We start from the raw sequence: 8,248 nt of genomic DNA, 5'->3' as shown, positions 1-8,248 counted from the left end.
ATGAAGTTCACAACAGCCTATACGCCAGTTACAACAGCCTTTGCGTCTATGAGCACGAAGGAACTCAATGGTTTTTATGAGGGGTTCATGCTTAACAAACCCTACTGCTTAGATGAATTAATTCAAGCGGTGTGGCAGACGCCTGGGTATGAGGATTGGCTTGCAGATTTCTCCCCGGAGTCTCTGGATGTATTAGCAGAGTGGTTTGCTTCTCAAGTGACCAAGGTCAACCGGTCGTCAAAAGGCGGCACACTCGCTGAGGACTCAGTGGCCAGTGCGATGGGTGTTGAGGTATCTGATATGTCCGATGAAGAAAGGTCTTTGGCTGTTCTAGTGGGTATGTATTATGGTGAGGTCGCTGTCAGAAATAATCCGTTACTTACGTGGTCTCAGTTGAAAGGAAATAAAAAACAAGCGGATTATGGCCAGCCTGTTATCTCTGCCTCCGGGAGACTCCCCACCAATCCGGTGCGCGTGGTTAACGCATTTGCATGTGGACTTGCTGACGGCTCAAGAACGAGCGCTCGACTTCGAGAAACGTACGATTATTGGATGGCGCTGATAAGTCAGGGGACATAGAGTGGAGGCCGCGGGTTTGCAGTGCTGCTTTATAAGCGCGAAATTTTTAAATATGAAAATCTGTCCTTGGTCGCCGACAGTGCTACTTAGTTATTAGAGGTTTTTATGCCGGGGGGATATAGGGGGCAGACCACGTTTTTGGAATGAACCGGCACATATCGGTACGAGGTTCCATGACACGTGAGGTTCAGATCGCAGGTTTAGCGGTGGTCGGATGGCGGTTGGTGCAGGGGTTGTGCCTGCTGCTGATGTTCGTCAGTGCCAGCGTTTGTATGTTGGCGTGGGGCTCCTTCTACAGCTCCACCGGCGGCGCTTTCGGAGCGGCACTGGGCGGTTTCCTGATGTGTGGCATCGGGCTGCTGTTCGCATTTGTGTTCGAGCGCTTGCGCACGCCTCGGGCCACGGCGCGCTACATGGCGACGCGCGTGGCTGTGGTTCTGCTGCTGGCAGCGTGCGCGGTGTACTTGGCCGACACGGTATGGCTTGCGCCTGAGCGCGACGCGCTCGACGCGAATTTGGAAGGAGCGACCTGTGGCAAGTACACCGGCACCATCGTGAAAGGCTGGGAGCAGATTTGCGCCGGGAGGAAATAGAGCAGAAAAAGGGCACGGATTTGAATGGCACTTACTTAATCTTCGTAGAGTGGCCATTTTTTCTGATTTCGGCCCTTGCCACCGAACGTTTCGGCATCAGGGTACAAAGCGAAAGAGAAATAGGGGTCAGACCACGGTTTGATTTTTTAGAGTTCAGCAGAGTTGCTCTTTAAAAACATGATTTATTTTTTGTAATTATTCCACTCTGTTGGCCTGTTGAAGGGCGGCTAAGCTGTAAGCTCTTATCCAGTTAGGGGTTTATATGGCTCGCCGTCCTAGGGTTTTACTGCCGGATATCCCGTTGCATATTATTCAACGGGGAAACAATCGGTCTGCGTGTTTTTACTCAGATGAAGACTATATTTTCTACATTGATACATTAGCCATGCTTGCTGAATTTTATGGCTGTAAAGTTCACGCATTGTGCTTGATGACAAATCATGTTCACTTGTTGTTGACTCCCACCTGCTGCGCAGGGGCTGGGCTGCTTATGAAGGGGCTTGGGCAGCGCTACGTTCAATATGTCAATCGAACATATCAACGAACGGGTACGTTGTGGGAAGGCCGTTTCCGTTCCTGTTTGGTTCAACAAGAAAACTATGTTTTAGCTTGCTATCGATATATCGAAATGAACCCGGTTAGAGCCGGTATGGTTATTCATCCGGGCGACTATCGCTGGACCAGCTATAGGGCAAACGCACAGGGCGAGCTGTCAGGCTTTATAAGCCCGCATGCGGCTTATAGCGAATTAGGTAGCGGCAGCGCGCAACGAGCCGAAGCTTACCGGTCTTTATTCAATGATCGACTTTCACCTGGGCTGATAGAACAAATCCGATCTTCTACAAACGGTAATTATGTTTTGGGCGATCAGAAGTTTGCGTCCGAGATCGCGCACGCATTAGGTAAAAGAGTTTCGTAGGGTGTGTCAGGACGCCCAAAAAAGTATGAGTTAAAAGAATAGAAGAATAGTGGTCTGACCCCTATTTTCCCTCAGCAGTTGCCCTGACCATGGCCTTTCAACGAGGAGAGTTTGAAAGTGCTGACGCTTACATTGCTTTTCTGGGAATGGACTTGAGGGTGTCCGACTCTGGGCAAATGAACGGACGTCGTTCGTTGAGCAAGAAAGGAGACTCAGAGATCCGCAGGTTGCTGCATAACGCGGCCTCAGCAGGTATTAGGTCAGAAGCCTGGAAGCCTTTATACGAGGGCTATCTGGCAAGGGGCCTGAAAACAACTCAAGCCCTGGTCATCATTGCCCGCAAGTTAGCGCGTATCGCCTTTTCGCTCATGAAAAATCAGAGCGAATACCAGTCAAAAGCGGTTTTGGGGGCTTCCCCCCAACCATAGAATCTCCCACACGGAAGATCGTTCCCACGCCCCGTGTCACGAGTGTCCGGTAAACACGCAAACTGCTTAAAAACCAGAGGCTGCCTAGGGCAGCCTCTGGTTTTTTTGCTTTTGCCTACGTTGTTTTCCGCGACCGTGCCCAACGATTCTCCTACTGCAGGAAAGTTATTGCCGAACCCACTGCATGAAGTGGACGGTTAGGTAGATGAAATTAAAAGCATCTTGGTTAGAACCAATAAATATAAACTACCTGTGAGAACTGACAGTTATCTCGCGATGTGGGGTGGTGTAGATTCGAGGTGGAAATAGACCCTCTTGAAAAGAGGCTGACATATTTATAGGAGATGAGTATGAACAATCCTTACAATGTAATGGGCACGGACGCCAGCGATAGTGGAACAGACCCGATCTTCAATGCCACCACGCAAGAGCGCAATGCAGTGGACCCCCGCACTGGCCTGTTTGAACTTTGCCTTCAAATGTGCACGGTTATCGGAAATAACGGCAACGGACCAACCGTTAAAACAGACCTCAACTATACGCCCGTTATGAACAACGAAGCAGGTTTAGGAGATGGTTGGTCTCTACGGATGAGCCGCTGGCGAGCAGCCCATGAGAAATTGACACTGCACTCGGGGGAAACGATTGAGCTCAAAAAAAATAAGAACATAAAGAGCACTGCGGTTGCTGCAACATGGTCTGATGGCAAACTTACAGTGGTGCGCAAGGACGGCAGAACAGAAGTGCTGGTGTTGCAGAGTGATTCTGGGGATTACATGCCTGAGTCGTTGACCATGGATGGTGAAAACTTTGTATATTTTACGTGGGCAACAACACCTCACGTTATTAATGGAAAAACTTATTATCAAGTTAAGTTAACCGGTATTAAAGATGGTCGAGGTCGCAGGCTGCTCGAGGTTGTCTACGTTCCCGCTGTGATGGGCTCTAATTATAAACCCGAGATGGTTTATTTCATTTTTTGGCCGGACAGTCTGGAGAAAATCTCCTATACATTGAGTATTGATGACTTTGTCTTACGGTCTGTAAGTCTTGAAGATGGCAGCAAAACCATTTACAACTATTTGCCCCATCCGGTCTGTGGTCGACTGCTGAACGAGACTGTCAACTTTGATGGCCTTACGGAAAGCGTCGAGTACAAAGACAATGGTCTGAAATTCCCGAACAATCCAAAGTTATCCGCATTGCCCTGTGCCAGCACCCACACCTTGACGCCGACTGGCAAGGGAACGCCGGTTGTCACGACCTACGAGTATAAGCGCGATGGCGACAACTCGAAAAACTACGTGACTGTTAAACGCGAAGGCTCCCCGGCTATTCGCTCAACCCATTATAGGTACGATGCACAGCATAATGTTCAGTCGGAAACCGTCAAGCAAGGAGGGGTCGAGGTCGCAAAAATTTACGAGTATGTCCAAAGACCCGATTTTGGTGGCTTCAATAGCGTTGGTGTTGCCACCACTACCACCACGTACAAAAAAGAATCAAAGGAAAGTTCAACAGTTATTCAAAATGTTATGAATGACGATGGTGCACTTGTCAGGAATATTCAGGATGGAGTAGCTCGTGAAGTGGGTTATGCCGACGAAACCGTACCCTTTGAAAAAACGTTGTGGCTTGCACTGTCCAGGAAACTGGATAGATATATACCTAAGCCCCTTACCCTCACGCCAAATTATTTTTCCACGAAAACATTCCCTTCTAGCAGAGTTAACGTCGATATGGTCTATGATGGTGATTTGTTACCGCAAGGGATACGCGCGTTCGGGAAGTTTGACCTGTCGAATGTAATTCATTGTAATATCTATAATGATGAGTTTATTGAAAATCTGAGCGCGCGCAAACTAACGGGCACCCTGCGCGCTACTTTCGCAGCCGATGATGCGGAAGAAAAAGTTGCATTCTTGAGCCAACAGATTAGCTATTTCGAGACTGAGGACTTTCGCAATGGGCGCCAAAAAAGCATCAGCCAAGCGACCGTAAGGCCCGATCACTTTATTGGCGAACCCGCACGCTCTTTCGATTACACCCTGGGCGGCGTTGATGAAACCGAACTGACCACCACCACTACCGATACCGATGAGCGGGGCAACCAACGCACCTCTTCAGAGACTCACAGTACCCTCAGTGGGCGTCTCATTCGCCAGGTCGACGCCGATGGCAACCGCACCGACTATGGTTATGACGCTTACGGCAAGTTGGCGACGTTAACCACCTGCGCACAAAGTCCAACCTATAGGCAAACGACGACTTATACCTACCCGGCGCTAGCGCAAGTGCAGGTCACCGGCCCTGAGGGGCTCACCCATCTGAGCCTGTACGATGGCCAAGGCCGCGTGGTCAGTGAGTATCGGGTTGAACAGGGTAAAAACATACTCATCAAGGCCGTAAGCTATGACGCTCTCGGGCGCGAACTGCGTACCACCCACTATAAGCACACCGATAATAAGCTCAGCGAATGGGAGGAGTTGGAATACGACGAGTGGGGTCAAGTGCGCTGCCGTACGTACAGTGATGGCCGAAAAGTCTTTGATGTTTACGATCCGGTAGCGTTGACGCGCACGCAATGGGCCGGAAAAGACACGGATAAACACGCCATCGTCACCCACTACAACGCGAATAAGACCATCCGTAAGGTCGAATGGAAAAACCAGCAGGGCCATGTTTACCAAACCCAGACCGCCACGTACAACCGTGTCCGGCAGGTCAAAACACTCTACACCGAGGGCGAACGCGGGATCACTACCGTGGAGTACAGCTACGATGCCTTCGGCCGCTTGCTCCGCGAAACCCACAGTGAAAAGGGCAAAGGGGCAACGGATGTCGCCACGGTCTACGCCTACCGCTATACCCGCTCCAAACACTGGCTGCAGCCCGAAGCGGAGCAAGTGGACATCGAGGTCGACAATAAAACCTACACCCTGGGTAAACGCAGCTTCGACAGTTGGGGCCGCGTCACCTCCATCACCCGTGGGACCAGCACCGAAACCTTCACTTACACAGGCGCCAGCGAGGTGCCGGCAAAAACGGTGACCGCGCAAGGCAGCATCCTTGAGCACGAATATATCAAGGAGCTGGGCAATCGCCTGGCCAAGACCCGAACCGCTAATGCAGGCGAAGAGAAGACGTTTACTTACGCCTATGGGACTCAGGGTATTTCAACCGCCTCGGAAGGGGAGCACCTGCTGAGTTATTCCCATGACCTCTCACTGCGTGTCACCGAGCAGAGCGTAAAAGCTGAGCCTGGTGTGACTAAAAGAATAAAGTCTGATTATTCACCGCAAGGGCGCCTGCTCAGCGTTACTAGCCCCTTGGATTTAAAAGCCGAATTCGAGTACGACTCGCCAAAGGGGTTGCCTTGCACAACTACAGGAGGAGACGTTTTAACAAAACACCTGACCGACGACCAAGGTCGACTTACGAAGGAGTCCATTCACAAAAAAGGTAGCTACGATGTGCTGTGTACGGTGAACTACGCCTACGACGGGAGCCGGGGTGAAGTCAGCCGCATGTTTTACGGCCCGAAAGGTGTAGATTTTAAAGTGGCCAGCGCCTATGAAAACGATGGAAAGTTGAAATCAGTCGAACTTAGGCAGGGAAACGCCGACAACGCATCGAAATTACCCGAGTCAAAAAAATATGACACCGTATTGGGTCGGCGCGAATACATCTATACCCCAGGCGGGCGACTCGGGACCTGCCTCACGACGGGCGTATGGTGCCCAAAGAACCCTAAGGGCAAAGACATCTCCAAACAAGTGTTCACTTATGATGCCCTGGGCAATGTCACCACCTGCGTCACGACCTTCAGCGGTGGGGAGAACACCGCAACCTATACCTACGATGGCCTGAAGGGGTTTTGTCTGACTAAAGTGGACAATAGCCATGCCGACTACACATCGACGGCCAGTTTGAGTTATGACCTCGCCGGGCGCGTGACGCAGGACCAGACGGGTAAAAAGTATGAATATGATTGGCTGGGGCGACTGATAAAAGCCGGGAGCACCCGCTATACCTACGACCCGACTGATCGTTTGATGACCCGCGATCACGACGGCAAAAAGACCCAGCTTATGTATGACAGCAACAGTGTCATAGGTGAGTATGCGTTGGACGGCAGTGGCGACGCCCGCGAGCTGCTTCCCGCAAGCAGCGCCTGTACCTTGCAACGGTCCAGGATTTCCGGTGTGAACAGAACCCTGTATTTACTCTGCGATGCCAATGGCACCGTGATATATACCTACGACTCAACGGCGGGCACCGGCCAGCACCACGCGTATACGGCTTACGGCGAGCATTTTTCGCAAGATACTGACTCAATGCTGAGCTTTAAGGGCGAACACCGCGACCCTTCAACCGGCCATTTTGCGCTGGGCATGGGCTACCGTTTTTATGACCCGAGCGTCATGCGTCTTAACGCGATGGACGACTTAAGCCCCTTCGACCGAAGAGCTGGTCGTAACGTCTATGCCTATTGCGCAGAAGGCGAGCCCGTCAACCATCACGACCCCAGCGGTCACTTCTCGGTGAGTGGGCGCTTGCGTGACCATTGGGGGGACAGTCTCCCGGCGCCGGTCAGCGTTGGAGACGCTGGGAAGTTGATCAATAACCTGTTTTGGGGGGGCATCGGCGTATTGGTGGCTATCATGAGCGGCGGCTTGTCATTGCCCTTGTATGCCGCATTGATTGGGCTCGCGGTGATCTCATTAGTGACAAGCGTTGCTTCAGTGGTCCTCAGCGAGACCCATCCAGAGTTGTCCAATGTTCTGGCGTGGGTATCCTTGGGGACGGGCGCGGCAGGCGGCGTGAAGACGCTCGGTCAAAAGGTACTCAAGTTGGCGAGTTACCTGGGGCGTACAGCGGCTGCAACTGCCAGACAACTTGTAGTTAAAGCGGCCCCCAGCCTGATAACCCCGCTGAGACGAATGGGGCTGTTCAAGGACTATGGCAATCTATCTGGCGAGTTCGCTACTCGTGGGGCTTCGCGTCTGATTCCAGCTATTCCTCGCGAAATAGGACCAGTGTTGGAGCAAGCCAAAGGTGCCACAAGACTCTTTGACCTGGGTGACGCCAATACAATCATGTTTGTAACTACGGGTGTTTTGGGAAATCTGAGCGTTCCTGAGGGCAGCGCTGACTTCGCCAATACTGCTGTCGGGGATGCCACGTGGTTACCTTGGGGCAGTTGGGGCAAATATTGGAGTAAGGTTCGATTCCGTTGAGTGAATGCCAATATCAGCGTTTTAAAACCGCAGTCTATACCCGTTAAAACCAATGCCCCGACATGTCGGGGTATTGGTTTTTCGTGCCGGTTGAAAATTAAGGGGCTTTGCAGCTTGCCCACTTTACCGTTTGGTCAGTCAGCGCTGTTAAGCCTGCGAATAATGACATCCAGCAAATCACACCCATCCCGCAGCGGTATAGCCAGTAGTTGGGCGAAGTCTTGAAGCACCACAGCATCGCTGCTGAGCTGTTCGCGGAAGGCCAGGTTTTCCAACAGTTGGGTGACGGCGCGAATACGATACGCGGCGGCGTCGTGGAGTACGTCGAGGGGCGCGCTGGTGTCGATAAGCAGAGCGGGGATGGTGCAGTCGTGACCCGTTAGGGGCATGTATTGGTTCATGGTGAAACCTCGGTCAGTAGAGTGAAGCTGTCACCTATCGTCGCCAAACGAATGGGTGACAGCTGTACGCAGGTTGGCGAACCGGGAC

At 51.7% G+C, this 8,248-nt stretch carries 5 protein-coding genes and 1 pseudogene; 5 read left to right on the top strand and 1 reads right to left on the bottom strand.

Annotated features, from left to right (window positions below; genetic code table 11):
* The 5 genes and pseudogenes from GIW28_RS19215 (at nt 1) to GIW28_RS19195 (ending at nt 7,759) form a co-directional block, all read left to right on the top strand.
* Entirely contained in the window at nt 1-579 is a 579-nt protein-coding gene (locus GIW28_RS19215; RefSeq protein ID WP_236445940.1) for a hypothetical protein, read from the top strand.
* A 173-nt stretch (nt 580-752) separates the two neighbouring features.
* Entirely contained in the window at nt 753-1,172 is a 420-nt protein-coding gene (locus GIW28_RS19210; protein WP_236445942.1) for a hypothetical protein, read from the top strand.
* A 262-nt stretch (nt 1,173-1,434) separates the two neighbouring features.
* Nucleotides 1,435-2,091 (top strand): transposase, encoded by a 657-nt coding sequence (locus GIW28_RS19205; protein ID WP_236445944.1) that lies wholly within the window; start codon nt 1,435-1,437, stop codon nt 2,089-2,091.
* A gap of 65 nt (nt 2,092-2,156) precedes the next feature.
* Nucleotides 2,157-2,519 (top strand): annotated as a pseudogene (locus GIW28_RS19200) (transposase); the annotation flags it as partial.
* 350 nt (nt 2,520-2,869) lie between these two features.
* Entirely contained in the window at nt 2,870-7,759 is a 4,890-nt protein-coding gene (locus GIW28_RS19195) for an RHS repeat domain-containing protein (RefSeq protein WP_236445946.1), read from the top strand.
* Between the two features lie 134 nt (nt 7,760-7,893).
* Here GIW28_RS19195 and GIW28_RS19190 read toward each other — a convergent pair whose 3' ends face one another.
* Entirely contained in the window at nt 7,894-8,148 is a 255-nt protein-coding gene (locus tag GIW28_RS19190) for a hypothetical protein (RefSeq protein ID WP_236445948.1), read from the bottom strand.
* Between the last annotated feature and the right edge of the window lie 100 nt (nt 8,149-8,248).

The sequence above is a fragment of the Pseudomonas sp. PA-5-4B genome (assembly GCF_021606215.1).
Lineage (GTDB): Bacteria > Pseudomonadota > Gammaproteobacteria > Pseudomonadales > Pseudomonadaceae > Aquipseudomonas > Aquipseudomonas edaphica.
This window is presented reverse-complemented; position numbering and strand designations above follow the sequence as displayed.